The following is an 18,351-nucleotide window of genomic DNA, read 5'->3' as shown; positions in this document are numbered from 1 at the left end:
TGGTGGAGCCGAGGGGAGTCGAACCCCTGACCTCGTCATTGCGAACGACGCGCTCTACCAACTGAGCTACGGCCCCGTTTCCGGGTGCAGGCGAGCCGGCGACATACGAGGGGCGGGGCGGGAGTGTCAACGGGGTTGAGGCTCCACGACGCCTGCGACGCCGGAATCGTTGGACGCGGGGCGCGGTCACGCTAGAAGCGGGACTGATCTTGTTTCGGGAGCCCCTTTCATGGGTTACGCCATCGTCTGGCTGGTCACTACGATCCTGTCGCTCATGACCTGGGCGATCATCCTGTCGGCCATCTTCAGCTGGCTGTTCGCCTTCGACGTCATCAACCGCCGCAACCGGTTCGTGAGCCAGCTGGCGGACTTCCTCGACCGGATCACCGCGCCCCTGCTGGAGCCGTTCCGGCGGATCATCCCGCCTCTGGGCGGCATCGACATCTCGCCGATCGTGGTCCTGCTGCTGATCAATTTCGTGCGCATCCTGTTCATGCGTCTGACCGCGCCCGTGCTGATCCAGATGCTGGGATAGCGCGACCGCCGTGACACGCCTTCGCCCCTTCGCCACGGTCCGGCGCTTCCGGCCTTGCGCCGTCCGGCGAGGGTCCTAAGGTGCCGCTCCGACCGGGCCCAGCGCCCGCCAGCCAACCGGACTTCATGACCACGATCCGATCCGTCGCCATCGTCGGCGCAGGCCAGATGGGCGCAGGCATCGCCCAGGCCGTGGCCGCGGGCGGCTATCAGGTGCTGCTGTACGACGCCGCCCGCGACCGCGTGCCCCAAGCCCAGGGGGCGATCGCCGCCAGCCTGGCGCGCCAGGTCGCGCGCGGCCTGATCGACCAGGCCGCCGCCGACGCCGCCCTGTCCCGCATCTCCGCCGCGCCCTCGCTCGCCGCCGCCGCCAAGGCCGATCTGGTGATCGAGGCCGCGATCGAGGACGAGGCGGTCAAGAAATCCATCCTCGCCGACCTGACGCCGCATCTGGGCAAGGACACCCTGCTGGCGTCCAACACCTCGTCGATCTCCATCACCCGCCTGGCCTCGGCCACCGACCGGCCCGAGCGCTTCATCGGCCTGCATTTCATGAAGCCGGCCCCGGTGATGAAGCTGGTCGAGATCATCCGCGGCATCGCCACCGCGGCCAGCACCTATGACGCCGCGGTCGCCTTCGCCGAGTCACTGGGCAAGACGACGACCAATTCCGAGGATTTCCCCGCCTTCATCGTCAACCGCATCCTGGTGCCGATGATCAACGAGGCGGTCTATGTCCTCTACGAGGGCGTCGGCGACGTCGCCTCGATCGACAAGGCGCTGAAACTGGGCGCCAACCATCCGATGGGGCCGCTGGAGTTGGCGGACTTCATGGGGCTGGACGTCGTCCTGGCGATCATGAACGTGCTCTACGACGGTCTGGCCGACAGCAAATACCGGCCCTGTCCGCTTCTGGTGAAATACGTCGAGGCCGGCTGGCTGGGGCGCAAGTCCGGGCGCGGCTTCTACGACTATTCCGGCCCGGAACCGGCGCCGACCCGATGATCCCCACGCTGGAAAAGCCGGAAGACTTCCCGGGCCAGCAGCGCGTCTCCTGGCGGCGCGACCCGCAGCGCATCGTGCTGGCGGCGCTGGCCGGCGCCCTGTGGCCGCCGCTGGTCGTCACCCTGCTCATCTGGCCGCCGCGGAACTGGCTGCCCAGCCTAGAGATGGACTGGCGGCTGCTGGTGCTGGTCATCGGCATGGCCGCCGTGCCGGGCGGACTTTGGCTGCTGGCGCGCGAGCGGGACATGACCGGCCGTCCGGCGACCCGGCTGGGCGTGGTCTGGCGCTTCATGTTCTACGGCGGCCTGCTGGCGGCGGGTCTTCAGGCCATGCTGGCCCTGATCGTGTCGGTCGTGGGCCTGTTCGAGGCCGGCGGCATCGCCCAGGCCGCGGGCGCGACCGAGACGACCCTTCTGATCTACGGGGTCGGCGGCCTGCCGATCGCGGTCTTGCTGGGCGTCAGCTATGCGCTGTGGGCCGGCCTGTGCGCCGCCTTCATCGCCTTCATGCCCCAGCCCGAGGTGCGCGACCGGCTGGGCGTCATGCGGGACCGCGACCCGGGCTGAGGCCGATTTCCGTTTGACGCAGCCGGCGGTTCGGCCAAGCTTGTCGGGCCAATCCGGGGGACACGTCATGGCCGCAGTCGAACTTCAGGCGCCGCCGCCCGCGGCGGACGCGACGCTCGGGCCGGTCAGGCCTGCGGACCGCATCTTCACGCTCGACATGCTCAGGGGCTGGGCGATTCTCGGCATTCTCGCCGTCAACGCCATGTCGTTCGTCTGGCCGGTGGCGCTGGAGATGACGACGGGCCTGCCCGAGCCCTGGCCGCACAATTCCTCCAACATCCTGGGCGCCTGGGTCACCGACGTCTTCTTCCAGGACAAGTTCCGCTCGATGTTCTCGATGCTGTTCGGCGTCTCGATCTTCCTGATCGGCGGCGAGCGGTTCGACGGCCCCCGAGGCCAGTTGCTGCGCCGCCGGCTGTTCTGGCTGGCGGTTTTCGGCCTGGTCCACGGCGCCGCCTTCTGGTTCGGCGACATCCTGCTGCACTACGCCTACTGCGGACTGATCGTGATGGTCATGCGGTCGTGGAAGGCCAGCCGCCTGATCTGGGTCGGAGGGGGGCTCAACCTGCTGTTCGGCCTGCTGTCGGCGGCCGCCATGCTGGCCGAGGCGGCGTTCGGCGGGGGCGGGGGCGGCCAGGCAGGCGGCGGCGGGAATCCGTTCGCGGTCACGCCCGAGGCCCTGACCGCCACCATCCACGCCTACCAGTCGGGCTGGCCCGCGGCGCAGATCGAGAACCTCAAGGCCTGGGCGATCCTGCAGGCCGCAAGCCTGACGCTGGTCCCGATCACCGTGGGCCTGATGCTGCTGGGCCTGGGTCTGTTCAAGGCCGGCTTCCTGACCGGCCGGGCCCCGACCTGGATCTATCTGGTGGTGCTGATCCTCGGCGCGGCCAACCTCGCCTTCTTCGGCTGGCACCAATGGATCGAGGCCAATGCGGCGCCCGGAGAGGATCCGACCGGCGGCCTCGCCGGCGTGGGGGGCAGTTTCGCGCCCCTGATCACCCTCGGCTACGCCAGCCTGCTGATCCTGATGACCCGGTTCGGCCTGAAGCCGCTGACGCAGTTGCTGGCCCCGGTCGGACGGATGGCCTTCACCAACTACCTGACCCAGACCCTGATCATGTCGACCCTGTTCTACATGCCCTGGGGTCCGCACTGGTTCGGGACCATGGGGCCGGGAGCCTTGTGGGGCGTGGTCGCGGCGGTGTGGATCGCCCAGTTGATCTGGTCGCCGCTGTGGCTGTCGGTCTTCACCATGGGCCCGCTGGAGTGGCTGTGGCGCTGCCTGACCTACAGGCGGATGGTGCCTCTGCGGAAGGCCCCGCTCGCCTGAGGCTGATCGGCGTCGTTGCCCGGCGACGGGCGATGGCTTAAGCGGCGCGGCATGAGCACCGACGCGCCGTCCCGCCCCGAAGCCCGCAATCCGCGGGGGTTCGCCGACCGCCGAGGGGCGGACCTTGTCGCCGAGCGCCGCCTCGTGGCGCGCGTGTCCGCGGTCTATGAGCGCTGGGGCTTCGAGCCGCTGGAGACCGGCGCCTTCGAATACGCCGACGCCCTGGGCAAATTCCTGCCTGACGCCGACCGTCCGAACGAGGGCGTCTTCGCCCTGCAGGACGACGACGATCAGTGGATGGCCCTGCGCTACGACCTGACCGCGCCGCTGGCCCGGTTNGACCGTCCGAACGAGGGCGTCTTCGCCCTGCAGGACGACGACGATCAGTGGATGGCCCTGCGCTACGACCTGACCGCGCCGCTGGCCCGGTTCGCGGCCCAGGGCTGGGAGACCCTGCCCAAGCCGTTCCGCCGCTACGCCTTCGGCCCGGTGTGGCGCAACGAGAAGCCAGGCCCCGGCCGCTTCCGCGAATTCGTCCAGTGCGACGCCGACACCGTCGGTTCGGACCGGCCCGAGGCCGACGCCGAGATCATCGCCATGGCCTGCGAGGGCCTGCGCGCCGCCGGTCTGGACGCGGACAAGGCCGTGGTCCGGGTCTCGAACCGCAAGCTGTTCGACGGCCTGTTCGAGGCGGGCGGCGTCATCGATCCCGGCCAGCGCCTGACCGCGCTTCGCGCCATCGACAAATTCGACCGGCTGGGCTGGGACGGGGTGTCGGCCCTTCTCGGCGAGGGCCGGCTGGACGAGTCCGGCGACTATACGAAGGGGGCCAACCTGCCGATCGGCGTGGCCGCGACCATCGAGGCCTTCCTCGCCTCGGCGGGGGACTCGGCCCTGTCCCGGACCGCGACGCTCGAGGCCGTGGCCCGCGCGGGAGGCCTGGGCGCCACCGGCGAGGCGGCGCTGGAAGAGCTGGCGGCGATCGACCGCGCCCTGACCGCGATGAAGGTCAGCGAGGACGCCGTGCGCTTCGACCCCACCATCGTGCGCGGGCTGGAATACTACACCGGCGCCGTGTTCGAGGCCGAGCTGCTGCTGGACACTACCGACGACAAGGGCCGGGCCGTGCGCTTCGGCTCGATCGGCGGCGGCGGGCGCTATGACGATCTGGTCGCCCGCTTCACCGGCGAGCGCCTGCCGGCCACCGGCTTCTCGTTCGGCGTCTCGCGCCTGGCCTCGGCCCTGAAGGCGGCGGGCAGGGGGGCGGCGGATTCGGTGCGCGGTCCGGTCGTGGTCATCGTCTTTTCGGACGCCGACATGCAGCACTATCTCGACGCGGTGTCGGAGCTGCGCAACGCCGGGATCGCCGCCGAACTCTACCTCGGCCGGGCGGGCATGAAGGCGCAGATGAAATACGCCGACCGGCGCGGCGCCCCCGCCGCCGTCATCCTCGGCGGCGACGAGATCGCGGCCGGCCAGGTCACGGTCAAGGACCTCGACGCCGGCCGAATTCTCGCCGCCGGCGTGACCGACAACGAGGCGTGGAAATCGGAGCGTCCGGGCCAAAGGGTGGTCGCGCGCGGCGAGCTGGTCGCGACCGTCCGGGCCATCGTCGAGGGCGCGCGCACAGGTTCGTGAGTTATCGCCGATAACCCATAAATTCCCGATGGTTCCGCAAGGCTTTCATTGACTTGAACGGCGAAATGTCGTTTTTCTGACGCACTCGGGAAGCGCAGCGTTTCGGCGCAGCAGCGGCCCGGAGGCGTTTCGGGGAGGAAACGTCCGCTCGTCAAAGAGCGAAAAGAAGCCCGCCGCGATGTATCCCCCGCGGCGGGCTTTTTTGCGTCTGGAGATCAGTNCGAAGGCGCACACACAGGTTCGTGAGTTAACGGCGATAACCCAGGAATTCCCGTTGGTTCCACAGGGTATTCATTGACTTGAAGCTTGAAATGTCGTCATTCTGACGCACTCGAGAAGCGCAGCGTTTCGGCGCAGCAGCGGCTCGGAGGCGTTTCGGGGAGGAAACGTCCGCTCGTCAAAGAGCGAAAAGAAGCCCGCCGCGATGTATCCCCCGCGGCGGGCTTTTTTGCGTCTGGAGATCAGCGCTATGGCCCGCCGCCTGGGCGCGGCTCTCCCTCCCCCGAAGTGGGGAGGGAAGGCGAGGCGCAGCCGAGCCCGGGTGGGGAAGTGCGACCCATCTGCCGTCGGCGCCCGAGGCTGCAGTTCCCCACCCGGATCGCTTCGCGATCGTCCCTCCCCATGAAGGGGAGGGAGAACGTGACTTCTACCAGATACGCACCCGGTCTTCCGGGGCGAGGTAGTATTTCGAGCCCGGCTGGACATCGAAGGCCTCGTACCAGGCGTCGATGTTGCGCACCGGGCCGATGACGCGGAACTCGGCCGGGCTGTGCGGATCGGTGGCGATCTGGTTGCGCAGGGCGTCGTCGCGCATCTTCGACTGCCAGACCTGGGCCCAGCCGTAGAAGAAGCGCTGGTCGCCGGTGATTCCGTCCAGCACGGGCGCCGGCTGGCCGTTCAGCGACAGGTGATAGGCTTCCAGGCCCACCGCGTTGCCGGCCGCGTCGCCGATGTTCTCGCCCATGGTCAGGCCGCCCTGGACCTTGAAGCCCGGGATCGGCTCGAACTGATCGTACTGTTCGCCCAGCCGCTTGGTCAGGCCGTCGAAATTGGCCCGGTCCTCAGCGGTCCACCAGCTGCGCAGAACGCCGTCGCCGTCGGACTTGGAGCCCTGGTCGTCGAAGCCGTGGCCGATCTCGTGACCGATGACCCNGAACGCCGTCGCCGTCGGACTTGGAGCCCTGGTCGTCGAAGCCGTGGCCGATCTCGTGACCGATGACCCCGCCGATGCCGCCGTAGTTGACGGCCGGGTCCGCGTCCGGATCGAAGAACGGCGGCTGCAGGATGGCGGCCGGGAAGACGATCTCGTTGTTGGTCGAGTTGTAATAGGCGTTCACCGTCTGCGGGGTCATGCCCCACTCGGTCTTGTCGACCGGGTCGTTCAGGCGGTTCAGCTGGTAGTTCCACTGGAAGAGGCCGGCGCGCTCGGCGTTGCCGAACAGGTCATCGGGCCGGACTTCCAGCGCCGAATAGTCACGCCATTTGTTCGGATAGCCGATCTTGACGGTGAACTTGTTCAGCTTCTCCTCGGCCGCCGCGCGCGTTTCGGCGCTCATCCAGCTGTAGTTGCGGATGCGGTTGCCCAGGGCGATGCGCAGGTTGGCGACCAGTTCTTCCATCTTGGCCTTGGATTCGGCCGGGAAGTATTCGGCCACATACTGCCGGCCGACGGCCTCGCCCAGCATGCCCTCGGCGAAGGTGATGCCGCGCTTGTCGCGCGGACGCTGCATCGGCTGGCCGTTAAGGTCGCGCGAGCGGAACTCCCACTGGGCGTCGGCGAACCGGCGCGACAGGCGCGGCGCGGCGTCGTCCGTCGTGTGGAAGGCCTGCCAGGCCTGGATCGTGGCGATCGGCGTCTCGGCGTAGATGGCGGCGATCTTCGGCATGGCCGTGTCCTGACGGACGATCAGGCGCGGAACCTCGCCCACGCCGACGGCCGAGTAATAGGCCTGCCAAGGGAAGCCGGGGGCCTCCGACGCCAGCTGGGCGATGGTGTATTCGTTGTAGGTCTCGTCGCGGTTGCGGTTCTGGATCGGGGTCCAGTGCGCTTCGGCGATGCGGGTTTCGAAGGCGACGATGTCGGCGGCGGCCTGTTCGGCGTTCTCCCAGCCGATCATGCCCAGCATTCGGGCGACATAGGCCTGGTACAGGACCTTCTTCTCGGCCCAGCGCTGCTCCAGATAGTAGTCGCGGTTGGGCAGGCCCAGGCCCGACTGCCCGGTCGAGACCACATAGCGGGTCGGCGCCTTCTGGTCGGTGGTGATGCCGGTGCCGAAGATCGAACCGCCGATGCGGCCCTGGGTCTCGCCCATGTAGACGGCGGCCAGGTCATGGGTGTCGGCGGCGCGGATGGCGGCCAGGTAGGGCTTCAGCGGCTCGGCGTCCAGCGCCTCGATCCGGGCCTCGTCCATGTAGGAGCGATAGGCGTCGGCGATCTTCTGCTCGTCCGATCCGGCGGTCAGGTCGGTGCGGGCCGTCAGGCCTTCGATCATCGCCTTGACGCGGTTGTCCGAGAGTTCGCGCAGCAGGGCGAACGAGCCGTAGCTGGTGCGGTCCGAGGGGATCTGCATGCGGTCCAGCGCGGCGCCGTTGGCGTAGCGCATGAAGTTGTCGCCCGGCGAAACCGAGGTGTCGCGGCCGGCGAGGTCAAAGCCCCAGGTCCCGTATTTCGGCGCTTCCGTGCCCTGATAGCCCAGAACCGTCGCGCCTTCGGGCGGGGTCTGGAACAGTTCGAAGACGGTGCAGCTCTCGTCGATGCAGCCGTGTTCGTGATCCTGGGCGGCCGCCGTCGAAGCGGGCAGCAGCAGGGCGCCGAGCGCGGCGCCGATCAGCAGTTTCTTCATGGGGATTTCCTCGACTTCGCATCTCTGTGGACAGCGTCGGCGGGGACCCTACGCCGCGGGCCCCGCCTGTCGCCTGAATTTTTTGTCATGTGCGACGGAAACCCGGACAGGGCGGCGTTTCAGCCTGTAGGCTGAACGTCATCGGGGGCTGAATGACGATTCACGGCGGCGGCGGCGAATATCGCGATCTCGTGGTCTTTCTCGCGGCCGCGGGCGTCATCGTTCCGCTGTTCAACCGGCTCAGGATCAGTCCCGTCCTGGGGTTTCTCGCGGCGGGGGTGCTGCTGGGGCCGCACGGTCTGGCCCGGCTGGCCGAGACCGTCCCCTGGCTGGCCTGGCTGACGATCTCGGATGCGGGGCAGATCCGCTCCCTGTCCGAACTCGGCGTCGCCTTCCTGATGTTCATGATCGGACTCGAGCTGTCGTGGGAACGGCTCAAGTCCATGCGCCGGCTGGTGTTCGGCCTCGGTCTGACCCAGGTCGCGATCTGCACCGTCGGCCTCGGCGCGGTCTTCATGCTGATGGGCCAGCCGCTGGTCTCGGCGGCGGTGCTGGGGATGGGGCTGGCCCTGTCCTCGACCGCCGTGGTCATGCCGGTGATGGCCGAGCGCGGCCGCATCTCCACGACCGCCGGCCGATCCACCTTCGCCATCCTTCTGGCGCAGGACCTCGCGGTCGCGCCGATCCTGATCACCGTCACCGTCCTGGCCGCCATGGCCCAGGGCGGCGCGACGTCTTCCGGCGAGTTCGATCCCTCGGTTCTGGGGCCGGCCCTGTTCACCCTGATCCCCGCAGCAGTCGGCCTGGCCTTGCTGGTGCTGCTGGGCCGGCTGGTGCTGCGGCCCATGTTCCGCTCGGTCGCCAGGGCCAAGGCCAGAGGGCAGGGGCAGGAGATGTTCATCGCCGCCAGCCTGCTGGTCGTCGTCGGCGCGGGCGTGGCCGCCCAGGCCGCCGGCCTGTCGATGAGCCTCGGCGCCCTGATCGCGGGCCTGTTGCTGGCCGAGACCGAATTCCGGCGCGAGGTGGAGGTGTCGATCGAACCCTTCAAGGGCCTGCTGCTGGGCGTCTTCTTCGTCGGCGTGGGCATCGGGCTGGACCTCGACGCCGTGGCCGCCGACCCGGTCGCGGTGTTCGGCCTCGCCGCGCTGATGACCCTCCTGAAGGCGGGCCTGATCTACGGCGCCGCGCGGGCGTGGAAGCTGGGCAACCGCACCGCCATCGAGACGGCCCTGGTGCTGGGCCCCGCCGGCGAGTTCGCCTTCGTCATCCTCGGCGCCGGCCTGGTCGAGGGCATCGCCGCCCCGGCCTTTACCCAGCAGGTGCTGCTGGCGGCGACGATCAGCATCTTCAGCATTCCGCTGATGGCCCTGATCGCCTCCCGGCTGACGCAGCGCGCCGAGGTCCGGCATCCCGATCTGCCGGCCGGGGCGATGGAGCCCCTGGCCGAGGAGGGTCAGGTCCTGATCGTCGGCTTCGGCCGGGTCGGCCGGCTGGTGGGCGAGATCCTGCTGACCCACGACCAGCGTTTCCTGGCCATCGACGCTGACGCCTCGACCGTCGGCAAGGGCCGCGCCGAGGGCTCCAACGTCTTCTACGGCGACGCCGCCCGGGCGGAGATGCTGGCCCGGTGCGGCATCGATACGGCGCGGGCGGTGGTCGTGACCATGGATGCGCCGGCCAAGGTCGACGAGGTGGTCAGGGCGGTGCGCGCCCTGCGGCCCGACCTGGTCCTGATCGCCCGGGCCCGGGACGACAAGCACGCCGTGCGCCTGTACCGGCTGGGCGTCACCGACGCCGTGCCCGAAACGACCGAGGCCAGCCTTCAGCTGGCCGAGAACACCCTGATCGACCTGGGCGTCCCCATGGGTCTGGTGCTGGCCTCGATCCATGAGCGCCGCGACCAGTTCCGCAAGGTGTTCCAGGCGGCCATGCCGGCGGGCGAACAGCCGCGCCGGGCCCGCGCCCTGCGCTCCACGCTGCGGCGCTGAGACGCACGCGACGGATTTCCCGCCCACGCGGCGTTAACCTCCCGGCTAACCGTCCCGTTAATCGGGTTACCCCAATTTGGTCATCGTTGCGTGATGAGTGCCCCCCTCGCCGTTCAGGCGTGTTTTGCGCGCGCCGCGTGCGCCCCCGAATGACCCATCGCTTCGGCGTTCAGTTTTACCGGCGGATGTCAGCCGCCGCTTCGTGAGTAATCGTTCATGCGAGATGTCGCCTCCCCCTCCCCCGCAGCCGACGTCGATGGTGAAGCCCCCCGGCTGAACCGCCGTCAGGCCGCCAAGGTTCGCACCCGTCAGAAGGTGCTGGACGCGGCGCGCCAGCTGTTCGCCGAGCGCGGCTATGAGCCCGCCACCATCCGCGACATCGCCAAGGGCGCCGGCATGTCCACCGGCGCGGTCTTCGCCAACTTCCAGGACAAGGCCGAGCTGTTCGAGGCGGTCCTGTCCACCGACATGATCAAGCTGGCCGAGACGCTGAAGTCGGCCGCGGCCGCCGAGACCACCGTGCGGGCCCGCGTTCTGGCCGCCCTGACCGCCGGCTACCACGCCTCGCTGGAGCAGCTTCCGCTGGTTCAGGCCGTCATCGCGCGCTCGTGGTTCCAGCCGGTCGCCGCCGAAATGCGCATCCGCGCCGCCATCAAGCCGCTGATCTCGGTCGTCACCGACACCCTGCAGGCCGGGGTCGGCGACCGCGAACTGCGCCAGGACGCCGACGTGCGTCTGCTGGGCGAGATGATCTACGGCGCCTGGCTTTCGAACTACCGTCGCGCCGCCTACGACGGCTGGACCATCCAGCAGCTGACGGACCAGATCGGCAAACAGACCGACGTCATCCTCGCCGGCGCGCTCAGCCGTCAGTAGGCTGTACCGCAACGCAGAGCGTTTCGAAGGCCGCGACCCCCGTCGCGGCCTTCAGCTTTTCCACCTCAACACCGTCGGCTTGACCGGGTTGGCGAACGGTCGGCCCTCGGCGCGGCTCTTGATCCACTCGCGCTTCAGCTGCTGGTACCATTTCGCCTGTTTGTCGGCGTCGTCGATCCAGATCAGCGCCGGGTCATGGCGCAGGCCCTCGTTCTGCAGGTTCACCATGCCGCCGTCCTGTTTCAGGAAGGCGACCACCCCCATGCGCAGGAAGGGCTTGGCGAGCGCGAACACCCAGTGGTCCGACCAGAAGATCTGGGTGATCGTCGTCCGGGTCTGGGTCCGGGGCGTCAGGCAGGTCAGGGCCAGCACCTGCTTCGGCCCCACCTGGATATGCTCCCAGCGATAGCCGGGCAGGCGGAAGGTGATCTCGGTCGCGGGGGCGCCGCCGAGGATCTTGTACGCCCGGCTGTTCGACGACGGCGCGTGCCGCACCATGGCGAAGCCCTGGTCGCGCGGTTCGAAGGCCTTGGCCTTCTCGTGCATCGAATGCTCGGACCGCCACCACCACTGCTGATGCACATAGGGGCCGTGGGCGGGATCCATCAGGCCGACGACCGCGTGGTCGATATGGGCGTCGAAATCCATCGATTCGACGAGTTTCGCCTCGCCGCCGACGACGCCGGGGAAGATCGGGGGCTCATGGTCCGGCTCGGCCGGATTGCGCGGGTCCGACGCGATCCAGACGAACACCATCCCCTGGCTTTCGCGCACCGGATAGCTGCGCACCCGGATGCGGTCGGTTTCATAGGCCTGGTCCTCGACCAGCGACGGAATGGCGGCGCAGACCCCGTCCGGCCGGAACCGCCAGCCGTGATAGCAGCACTCGATCGTCTCGCCCTCGCCCGGCTTCTCGACCAGCCGTCCGGCTGACAGCGGCGCGGCGCGGTGGGGGCAGATGTCGCGCATCGCATAGACCTGACCCGCCCGCGTCCGGCCGATCAGGACCGGCTCGCCCAGCAGTTCGTGACGTTTCAGCGAGGCGGCGGCCACGTCGCGCGACAGGGCGGCGAAATACCAGGCGTCCAGCACGAAGCCCTTGCCGAACGCGGTCGGCGGGGCCTTGGCCTCGGGCGAATTGGCGGAAACGGGGGCGCTGTCGGCTGGGCTCATGAGGTGAGTTTAGCGGGCCGGATGCGCGAAGTCTTGACCGGCCGCATCCGATCGCGCCCTCTGCGGCGACTAGGGACAGAGACGGGCGCATCGCCCGCCCATCCGGGGAATCCGACCATGAAGACCATGACCGCCGTCGCGGCGCTTTCCGCCTCCCTCGCCGGCGCGCTCGCCCTTGCCGCCGCGCCCGCTCTTGCGCAGGAGCATCAGCATCTTCCGCAAGGCCAGGCCCCCGCGGCGGCCCCCGCCCACGCCCATGGTCACGCCCACGCCGACTTCGAGTCCGGTCGTTTCCACGTCCGCGTCGACGGGCCCGAGCATCCGGTCGGCGACGTCATCCTGATCCCCGGACTGTCGTCCTCGCCCGAGGTCTGGGACGGCCTGACAGACGAACTGAAGGGCCGCTATCGCGTCCACCGCATCCACGTCCAGGGCTTCGCCGGCGCACCGGCCGAGGACAACGCCACGGGCCCCGTCTCGGCCCCGGTGGCCGAGGACCTGGCCCGCTACATCGCCGAGCAGCGGCTGAACAAGCCGGCGGTGATCGGCCACTCCATGGGCGGGACCATCGGCATGATGCTGGCCGCCCGCCATCCCGACAGCGTCGGCAAGCTGATGGTGGTCGACATGGTGCCCTTCATGGGGGCCATGTTCGGCGCGCCGGGCGCGACCGCCGAAAGCGTCACCCCGACGGCGGACCAGATCTACGCCGCCATGGCCAACGGACCCGAGGAGGGTTACCGCCAGCAAGCCGCCGCCTCTGTCACCAGCATGATCAACACCGAGTCGCTGCGCGCCGGTCCGCTGGAAGCCGCGGCGACCAGCGACCGGGCCGTCTCGGCGGCGGCCTTCCGGGAGTTGATCGTCACCGACCTGCGCCCGGAACTGCCGCGCATCACGGCCCCTGTCACGGTGTTGTACGTCAAGTTCAACGACCCGCGCATGACCGAGGAGATGGTGGACGGCATTTACCGCGCCTCGTTCGCGACCCTGCCCGCGGCCGAGCTGAAGCGGATCGACGACAGCGCCCACTTCATCATGCTGGACCAGCCCGCCCGGTTCGCCGCCGAGGTGAACGCGTTTTTAGATTGGGGCCCGAAGCGTCATGGTTTCGGCGGAAACGTCCCTCACGGTCGTGTGATCGGTACGGGGGCGTTTCCGTAGACGGCCTGATCGGCTAGGACCGATCAAGGTCAGATGAGGTTTTCATGGCGGGTTCCGGCTTCAGCTTCGGACGCGGCGGCAACGCCGCCGGTCCCCGGCCCCCGCGCACCCCGGTGCAGAGGCTGGTCTATTGGGCCGCGGTCCTCGCCGTCTGGGGCGCCATATTCATGGTGGTCTTCTTCGCGGTCTTCGCTCGCGACCTGCCCGACACCTCGACCCTGTACAATGTCGATCGCCAGCCCTCGATCACCTATCTGGACCGCAACGGCGCCCTGATCGCCACGCGCGGGACCCAGCAGGCCCCGCCGGCCGATCTCGACGCCCTGCCGGACTATGTCCCGGCCGCCTTCATCGCTATCGAGGACCGGCGCTTCTATCACCACCCCGGCTTCGATCCCGTCGGCATGACCCGCGCCATGGCGGCGAACATGCGCGCCGGGCGGGTGGTCCAGGGCGGGTCGACCCTGACCCAGCAGCTGGCCAAGAACCTGTTCCTGTCTCCTGACCAGAACATGAAGCGCAAGGTCCAGGAGCTGATGCTGGCCGTCTGGCTGGAGATGAAATTCTCCAAGGACGAGATCCTCGCCCTCTATCTGAATCGCGTCTATTTCGGCGCCGGCGCCTATGGCATCGAGGCCGCGTCGCAGCGCTATTTCGACAAGAGCGCCAGACAGCTGACCGTCGGCGAAGCCGCCCTGCTGGCCGGCCTGCTGAAGGCCCCGTCGCGGTATTCGCCGGTGTCCGAGAGCGAGCGGGCCGGAACCCGCGCCACCGTGGTCCTGAACGAAATGGTCGACGCCGGGGTCATCACCCCGGAACAACGCGCCGAGGCCGCCGCCTCGCCCGTGCGCGTGTCGCGCACCCTGTCGAGCCAGCATGCCCAGTATTTCATTGACTGGCTGGACAAGCAGATCCGTGAGCTGGTCGGCGAACCGACCGAGGACATGGTCGTCGAGACCACCATGGATCTGACGCTGCAGACCCAGGCCGAGCGGTCCGTGAACCGCATCCTGCGCCGCGACCGGTCCAAGGGCGTGCAGCAGGCGGCCCTGGTCGCGCTGGACGGCGAGGGCCGGGTCCGGGCCATGATCGGCGGCGCCTCCTACGCCGACAGCCAGTTCAACCGCGCCGTCGACGCCCGCCGTCAGGCCGGCTCGGCCTTCAAGCCCTTCGTCTATCTGACCGCGCTGGAAAGCGGCTACACGCCGGAGACGCGGGTCAATGACGCCCCGATCCGCATCGGCAACTGGTCGCCGCGCAACTATTCGGGGGCCTATGCCGGCGAGATGAGCCTGGCCAACGCCGTGGCCCAGTCGACCAACACCGTCGCCGCCGGTCTCGCCGACCAGATCGGCCGCGACAACGTCGCCCGCACCGCCCGCCGCCTCGGCATCACCAGCCGCATCGGGCTCGAGCCCGCCATGGCCCTGGGCGCCGTCGAGGTCTCGCCGCTCGAAATGGCCCAGGCCTTCGACGCCTTCGCCAACGGCGGCAAGCGCGTCCGCGCCTATGGCATCAGCCGCATCCGCACGCCGCAGGGGCGCGTGATCTACCAGCGCTCGGCCCGGGCCGACGGCGCGGTGCAGGCCATCTCCAACCCCTTCCTCTATTACCAGAACCAGATGCTGCGCGGCGTGATGACCTCGGGCACGGGCCGCTCGGCGGCGATCGCGGGCCGCGACGTGGCGGGCAAGACGGGCACCACCTCGGACTACAAGGACGCCTGGTTCGTCGGCTACACCGGCGGCTTCGTCACCGCCGTCTGGGTCGGCAAGGACGACAACACCGCCATGCGCGGGGTCACGGGCGGCTCGTCCCCGGCGGCGATCTGGCGGGGCTTCATGGAGGCGGCTCTGCCGCGCCTCAACGCCCCGGCCATCCCCAACGGCCCGGCCATGCCCGAGGGCTGGCAGCCCCCCGCCAGTCCCGTCGAAAATCTTCTGGGCGAGATCGGCGACCTGTTCGGCGACAGTCCTCCGGCCGACGAAGCCGTCCCGCCCGAGGACCAGCCGACGCTCGAGCCGCGTCGTCCGGAACCGGGCCCGCCCGTCGTCCGCCCCACCGCGCCCCAGCCCCAGCGGGAGCCCGAACCGACCCAGCCGGAGAAAAAGGCCGACCCGCTGTTCTTCTGAGTGGTTTTCCGACCGGGACAATCCGGGCTGGATAACCGGGACATCGCGGCCCGCGACACGGGTGACAAGCGACACATGCTGGACAGGGGCCGACTGCTGTTCCTCTGGCGTATGGGTCTCCTCCCCACTCGCTCCGCTCATGGGGAGGAGACGTCAGCGCCCCACCGCGTGCAGCGCCGGTCCGTTGTCGCGCAGCCACTTCCTGAACGGCCGGTGGTCCCCGACCAGCCGCTGCACCACCGACCAGTAGGCCGGGCTGTGGTCGGCGTGGACCAGATGCGCCACCTCATGGGCGGCCAGATAGTCGATCACCGCTGGCGGGGCCATGACCACCCGCCAGCTGTAGCGGATGCTGCGGTTGTGCGGGCTGCACGAGCCCCAGCGCGATTTCGGATCGGCGATCGACATCCTGACCGGGCGCTGGCCGAGGGTCCGCAGATGCACGTCGGTGCGGGTCTGCAGCGTGTCCCGCGCCACCCGTTTGAACAGATTCTCGACCCGCCGGGCGAAGGCCTCGCCCTCGCCGCCCGAGGCGATCAGCGGGCCGTCCCCGTCCTCGGTGAGCCGCGCCGCGCCGGCGCCGCCCGTGGCGACCAGCCGGACCGGCTGGCCGAACAGGTCGATGACCGCCCCCGGCTCCAGCGGCGTCCCGTGAACCCGCTCGGCCAGACGCTCGCGCATCCACGACGCCTTGGTGCGGGCGAAGGCGACGACGTCGGCCAGCTTGCGTTCGGACGGGGCGATCAGCACCGCCTCGCCCGCGCGCGCGTCGATGCGGATCGACAGGCGCCGGGCGCGCGGATTGACCGACAGCCGCGCGGCGACGCCGAGCCGCTCAGGGCTCTCAGGCGGCAGCCGCTGGCCGTTCCGGTACTGCACTGATGGCCTCGTGTCTGGCGATGAAGTCGCGCACCGCCGGATAGATGTCGTCGCGGAACCGGCGGCCGTTGAACACGCCGTAGTGGCCGACCTCGGGATGGACGTACAGCTTGCGCATGTCGTCCGGCAGGCGGGTGCAGATCGTATGCGCCGCCTGGGTCTGGCCCACGCCCGAGATGTCGTCCCGGGCGCCCTCGACCGTCATCAGGCCGATGTCCGTGATCTTCGTCAGATCGACCTTGCGCCCGCGATGCTCCAGCAGGCCGCGCGGCAGCAGATGCTGCTGGAAGACGATGTCGATGGTCTGGAGATAGAACTCCTCGGTCAGGTCCAGCACCGACAGGTATTCGTTGTAGAATTCCTCGTGCTTCTCGACCCCGTCCCCGTCGCCGTTGACGAGGTGCTGGAAATACTCGTGGTGGGCGTCGCGGTGGCGGTCCTCGTTCATCGACATGAAGCTGTAGAGCTGGACAAAGCCCGGATAGACCCGCCGTCCGAACCCCGGATAGGGCCAGGGCGTCGTGTGGATCATGTTCGATTTGAACCAGGCGAAGGGCTTTTCCTCGGCCAGTTCGTTGGTCACCGTCGGCGACAGGCGCGCATCGATCGGCGAGCCCATGAAGGTCATGGAGGCCGGACGATTGGGGTCCTCGTCCTCGGCCATCAGGGCGCAGGCGGCCAGCACCGGCGGGCCCGGCTGGCAGACGCCGACGACGTGGGCGCGCGGGCCGATCACGCCCAGCATGGTCCGGACGTGGTCGATATAGTCGAAGAAGTCGAACCGCCCCTCCAGCATCGGCACCTGACGGGCGTTGACCCAGTCGGTGACATAGACGTCGTGGTCCTGCAGGAAGCCCTCGACCGTGCCGCGCAACAGGGTGGCGTAGTGGCCCGACAGCGGCGCCACGATCAGCACCGCCGGCGCCGTGGCCGGCTTGCCGGCCCGCTTCACATCGCCGATGTGCCGCGCGAACCGCACCAGTCTGCACCACGGCGAGGACCAGACGACCTGTTCGGTGGTCCGCACGTCCTTGCCCGCGACCGTGATGGTCTCCAGACCCCAGGCGGGCTTGCCGTAGCGGCGCGTCACGCTCTCGAACAGCTCGGCCGAGGCGAAGGCCGTGCGGCCCAGCGCGGTGTCCGCGGCCGGATTGAACGGAGAACTCCAGAACTGGCGGGCCATCTGGGCCCCGAACCGGAACGGCGTCGCCGAGTGATAGGCGAGCTCGTGAAGCGAATAGAGCATGGAATCCTTGAAGCGGCCCCCGCCGTACGTGGCAGAGCACCATAGAACGCACCGCACTGCAAAAAGATTATAGGCGAATACAGTTCTCCCTCCCCTTCATGGGGAGGGTGGCCGCGGAGCGGCCGGGTGGGGAACTCCAGCCACACCCCACCCTGTCGTCGCTTCGCGCCGACATCCCCATGAAGGGGAGGGAGACGTGTCCTACCCGCGCGCCATGGCCCGTTCGATCACCTGCGCGGAGCGCTGCGGNCCTGTCGTCGCTTCGCGCCGACATCCCCATGAAGGGGAGGGAGACGTGTCCTACCCGCGCGCCATGGCCCGTTCGATCACCTGCGCGGAGCGCTGCGGTCCCAGGTCGTGGGCGAGGGCGCTGCGGAACCTTCCGTCCGGCCCCATCAGATAGACGGTCAGCGAGTGGTTCATGGTGTAGCCCTCGCCCTCTCCGACCTTCTGATAATAGGCGCGATAGACGTCCGCGGCCGCCTTCACCTGGTCCGGCGTGCCCGTCAGGCCGATGACCCCCTGCGGGAAGCCGTCGGAGGACAGATAGTCCTTCAGGGCCTGCGGGGTGTCGCGTTCGGGATCGACGGTGATGAAGACGATCTGCACGTCCTTCGCCCTGTCGCCCAGCTGCCGCTTCGTCGCCTCCAGCGCCGTCAGGGTCGTCGGGCAGAAATCGGGGCAATAGGTAAAGCCGAAGAAGACCAGCGACCATTTCCCGTCCAGCATCGTCTGGTCGACCGTCCGCCCGTCCTGGTCGACCAGCTGGAACGGCCCGCCGACCGACGGCTGGCCGGTCGAGGTCTCCATGGACGGGACCGCCCCGTCGCGCCGGTTGACCACCACGATCGTCGTCACGGCCAGGGCGACGGCGATGGCGATGCAGGCGCCGGCGAACAGAAGGATGGAACGGCGTGGCATCATGGCCCTCTCGAAAACGCGCACGCCCGCGCGCGACCGGTCTATAGAAGACG

At 69.0% G+C, this 18,351-nt stretch carries 14 protein-coding genes, 1 tRNA gene and 2 pseudogenes; 10 read left to right on the top strand and 7 right to left on the bottom strand.

Going from position 1 to position 18,351, the window contains the following annotated elements; genetic code table 11:
• Window positions 1-76: transfer RNA gene (locus ASD25_RS06725), tRNA-Ala, on the bottom strand.
• Between the two features lie 153 nt (window positions 77-229).
• Between ASD25_RS06725 and ASD25_RS06720 the strand changes: the two genes are divergently transcribed.
• The 6 genes and pseudogenes from ASD25_RS06720 to hisS form a co-directional block, all read left to right on the top strand.
• A complete protein-coding gene (locus ASD25_RS06720) occupies window positions 230-535 on the top strand; it encodes a YggT family protein (protein ID WP_055826941.1) in 306 nt (101 codons plus the stop codon).
• Between the two features lie 125 nt (window positions 536-660).
• Entirely contained in the window at window positions 661-1,539 is an 879-nt protein-coding gene (locus ASD25_RS06715) for a 3-hydroxybutyryl-CoA dehydrogenase (RefSeq protein WP_055826943.1), read from the top strand.
• Window positions 1,536-2,105 carry a hypothetical protein gene (locus tag ASD25_RS06710; RefSeq protein WP_055826947.1) on the top strand — a complete coding sequence of 190 codons (570 nt, stop codon included), beginning with the start codon at window positions 1,536-1,538 and terminating at the stop codon, window positions 2,103-2,105. The genes ASD25_RS06715 and ASD25_RS06710 overlap by 4 nt, the downstream gene beginning before the upstream one ends.
• 67 nt (window positions 2,106-2,172) lie before the next feature.
• Complete coding sequence (locus ASD25_RS06705; protein WP_055826950.1) at window positions 2,173-3,438, top strand: DUF418 domain-containing protein; 1,266 nt, start codon at window positions 2,173-2,175, stop codon at window positions 3,436-3,438.
• Window positions 3,439-3,489: 51 nt separating this feature from the next.
• A pseudogene (locus ASD25_RS31730) lies at window positions 3,490-3,776 on the top strand (ATP phosphoribosyltransferase regulatory subunit); the annotation flags it as partial.
• Between the two features lies 1 nt (window position 3,777).
• The coding region (hisS, locus tag ASD25_RS06700) for a histidine--tRNA ligase (protein WP_235562639.1) at window positions 3,778-5,076 on the top strand (1,299 nt) is incomplete at its 5' end.
• A 646-nt stretch (window positions 5,077-5,722) separates the two neighbouring features.
• Here the strand turns inward: hisS and ASD25_RS31725 are convergent.
• Window positions 5,723-6,228: pseudogene (locus ASD25_RS31725) on the bottom strand (M13-type metalloendopeptidase); the annotation flags it as partial.
• Window position 6,229: 1 nt separating this feature from the next.
• A partial coding sequence (locus ASD25_RS06695) for a M13 family metallopeptidase (RefSeq protein WP_369816555.1) occupies window positions 6,230-7,646 on the bottom strand: 1,417 nt, incomplete at its 3' end.
• A 425-nt stretch (window positions 7,647-8,071) separates the two neighbouring features.
• Here ASD25_RS06695 and ASD25_RS06690 point away from each other — a divergent pair.
• Both ASD25_RS06690 and ASD25_RS06685 read left to right on the top strand, forming a co-directional pair.
• A complete protein-coding gene (locus ASD25_RS06690; RefSeq protein WP_055826958.1) occupies window positions 8,072-9,907 on the top strand; it encodes a cation:proton antiporter in 1,836 nt (611 codons plus the stop codon).
• 216 nt (window positions 9,908-10,123) lie between these two features.
• Window positions 10,124-10,783 carry a TetR/AcrR family transcriptional regulator gene (locus ASD25_RS06685; RefSeq protein ID WP_055826961.1) on the top strand — a complete coding sequence of 220 codons (660 nt, stop codon included), beginning with the start codon at window positions 10,124-10,126 and terminating at the stop codon, window positions 10,781-10,783.
• A 51-nt stretch (window positions 10,784-10,834) separates the two neighbouring features.
• Here the strand turns inward: ASD25_RS06685 and ASD25_RS06680 are convergent, their stop codons facing one another.
• Entirely contained in the window at window positions 10,835-11,956 is a 1,122-nt protein-coding gene (locus ASD25_RS06680; protein WP_055826964.1) for an aromatic ring-hydroxylating dioxygenase subunit alpha, read from the bottom strand.
• Window positions 11,957-12,073: 117 nt separating this feature from the next.
• Here ASD25_RS06680 and ASD25_RS06675 point away from each other — a divergent pair, with 117 nt between their 5' ends.
• Window positions 12,074-13,120, top strand: a complete 1,047-nt coding sequence (locus tag ASD25_RS06675; protein ID WP_235561687.1) for an alpha/beta fold hydrolase — start codon at window positions 12,074-12,076, stop codon at window positions 13,118-13,120.
• Between the two features lie 44 nt (window positions 13,121-13,164).
• Complete coding sequence (locus ASD25_RS06670) at window positions 13,165-15,252, top strand: transglycosylase domain-containing protein (RefSeq protein ID WP_055826967.1); 2,088 nt, start codon at window positions 13,165-13,167, stop codon at window positions 15,250-15,252.
• Between the two features lie 153 nt (window positions 15,253-15,405).
• Here the strand turns inward: ASD25_RS06670 and ASD25_RS06665 are convergent, their stop codons facing one another.
• The 3 genes from ASD25_RS06665 to ASD25_RS06655 all read right to left on the bottom strand — a co-directional run bounded on the left by ASD25_RS06665 (window position 15,406) and on the right by ASD25_RS06655 (window position 18,298).
• The gene (locus ASD25_RS06665) at window positions 15,406-16,131 is read right to left on the bottom strand and encodes a M48 family metallopeptidase (RefSeq protein WP_055826969.1); all 726 of its coding nucleotides are present in this window, start codon (window positions 16,129-16,131) and stop codon (window positions 15,406-15,408) included.
• Window positions 16,097-17,377: a polyhydroxyalkanoate depolymerase gene (locus tag ASD25_RS06660; protein ID WP_055826972.1), complete on the bottom strand. Its 1,281-nt coding sequence runs from the start codon at window positions 17,375-17,377 to the stop codon at window positions 16,097-16,099. The genes ASD25_RS06665 and ASD25_RS06660 overlap by 35 nt, the downstream gene beginning before the upstream one ends.
• A gap of 300 nt (window positions 17,378-17,677) precedes the next feature.
• A complete protein-coding gene (locus tag ASD25_RS06655) occupies window positions 17,678-18,298 on the bottom strand; it encodes an SCO family protein (protein ID WP_055829592.1) in 621 nt (206 codons plus the stop codon).
• Window positions 18,299-18,351: the final 53 nt, after the last annotated feature.

It is taken from the genome of Brevundimonas sp. Root1423, from assembly GCF_001426805.1.
This window is presented reverse-complemented; position numbering and strand designations above follow the sequence as displayed.

Excerpts from the sequence above, each read along its gene's own strand:
- ASD25_RS06705 (WP_055826950.1), top strand. The coding sequence starts at position 2,173 with ATGGCCGCAGTCGAACTTCAGGCGCCGCCGCCCGCGGCGGACGCGACG.
- ASD25_RS06660 (WP_055826972.1), bottom strand. The coding sequence starts at position 17,377 with ATGCTCTATTCGCTTCACGAGCTCGCCTATCACTCGGCGACGCCGTTC.
- ASD25_RS06670 (WP_055826967.1), top strand. The coding sequence starts at position 13,165 with ATGGCGGGTTCCGGCTTCAGCTTCGGACGCGGCGGCAACGCCGCCGGT.
- ASD25_RS06710 (WP_055826947.1), top strand. The coding sequence starts at position 1,536 with ATGATCCCCACGCTGGAAAAGCCGGAAGACTTCCCGGGCCAGCAGCGC.
- ASD25_RS06655 (WP_055829592.1), bottom strand. The coding sequence starts at position 18,298 with ATGCCACGCCGTTCCATCCTTCTGTTCGCCGGCGCCTGCATCGCCATC.
- ASD25_RS06690 (WP_055826958.1), top strand. The coding sequence starts at position 8,072 with ATGACGATTCACGGCGGCGGCGGCGAATATCGCGATCTCGTGGTCTTT.
- ASD25_RS06720 (WP_055826941.1), top strand. The coding sequence starts at position 230 with ATGGGTTACGCCATCGTCTGGCTGGTCACTACGATCCTGTCGCTCATG.
- ASD25_RS06685 (WP_055826961.1), top strand. The coding sequence starts at position 10,124 with ATGCGAGATGTCGCCTCCCCCTCCCCCGCAGCCGACGTCGATGGTGAA.
- ASD25_RS06715 (WP_055826943.1), top strand. The coding sequence starts at position 661 with ATGACCACGATCCGATCCGTCGCCATCGTCGGCGCAGGCCAGATGGGC.
- ASD25_RS06680 (WP_055826964.1), bottom strand. The coding sequence starts at position 11,956 with ATGAGCCCAGCCGACAGCGCCCCCGTTTCCGCCAATTCGCCCGAGGCC.
- ASD25_RS06675 (WP_235561687.1), top strand. The coding sequence starts at position 12,074 with ATGAAGACCATGACCGCCGTCGCGGCGCTTTCCGCCTCCCTCGCCGGC.